The organism is Neisseria polysaccharea (assembly GCF_963392925.1).
In the GTDB taxonomy this organism is placed as follows: domain Bacteria; phylum Pseudomonadota; class Gammaproteobacteria; order Burkholderiales; family Neisseriaceae; genus Neisseria; species Neisseria polysaccharea.
In genome coordinates this window covers 1-1,331 of sequence record NZ_CAUJNZ010000034.1, presented here as the reverse complement: position 1 = coordinate 1,331, position 1,331 = coordinate 1, and the positions used below count along the sequence as shown (strand labels likewise).

General features: G+C 42.6%; 1 protein-coding gene. It reads left to right on the top strand.

Annotation, left to right across the window (positions count from 1 at the left end):
* On the top strand, positions 1-1,331 hold a 1,331-nt coding region (locus tag RDY34_RS10515), incomplete at both ends, for a hypothetical protein (RefSeq protein ID WP_308184587.1).

The following is a 1,331-nucleotide window of genomic DNA, read 5'->3' as shown; positions in this document are numbered from 1 at the left end:
AAAGTAGCATCTGATAAAGGTTTAGAAAAGACTGCTGATGGTTTAGCGATTAAATCTAAAGCCAATGGTGGTATCAAAGTGGATGGAGAGGGTATCTCTGTAAATACGAAAGCCAACGGTGGTATTACCGTAGGTGCTGATGGCGTATCAGTACAAAATGGAAATGGTATTACTGTAGATGCAAATGGTGTATCTGTTAATGCGAAAACTGACGGTGGTATTACTGTAGGTGCTGATGGTATATCTGTTAATGCGAAAGACAAAGGTGGTCTTACTGTAGATGCAAATGGTGTATCGGTAGTAACTGATGGAAAGACAATCAATGTTGCAGATGGCAAGGTATCAGCGGTAACGGGTGCGATTGAAAACGACGCTGGCAGTGCGAAAGCGAAAGCTGGTGATGGAGATAAACTCATCACGGTAGCTAATGTAGCGGCGGCGATTAATGCGGCGAAGACAGTCGTAACGAACGCAGACAATACAACGGAAGTTAAGCTTGATACAGATGGCAAGACATACAAAGTTGCAGCGAAAGTTGCAGACGGCAAAGGTTTAGAGAAAACCACTAATGGTTTAGCGGTGAAACAGGGTTCTGGTATTACCGTAGATGCGAGTGGTGTATCTGTTAATGCGAAAACTGACGGTGGTATCAAAGTTGATGCAAATGGTGTGTCTGTTAATGCGAAAACCAACGGTGGTTTGACTGTTAATGGGGATGGTGTTTCTGTAAATACCGATGGTACAACGATTAAACTGGATGATACGGGCAACGTGTCAGCGGTAACGGGTACGTTTAGTAAAGATGACAAAACAGGTGATACCGTTGCTGCGAATGGAGATGGTAATAAACTTGCGACAGTAAGCAGTGTAGCTAAAGCGATTAACGATGCGAAAGTGAAAGTTGTCGCAGGTAATGGTGCTGACGTTTCTCACGATAAAGCGACTAACACCTATACGGTTTCAGCGAAAATTGACGAAAACAAAGGTTTAGAGAATAAAACCGAAGGTTTGTCAGTAAAAGCTGGAGATGGAGTTACAGTTGATAATAAGGGTGTCTCTGTTAAAGCGAAAACTGACGGTGGTATTACTGTAGGTACTGAGGGTGTTTCTGTTAATGCGAACACTAATGGTGGTATCAAAGTTGATGCAAATGGTGTCTCTGTTAAAGCGAAAGACAAAGGTGGTCTTACTGTCGGTACAGATGGTGTCTCTGTAGATACTGATGGTACGACAATAGAAGTTGGCACAGATGGTAAGGTGGCAGCAAAAGTAGCATCTGATAAAGGTTTAGAAAAGACTGCTGATGGTTTAGCGATTAAATCTAAAGCCAA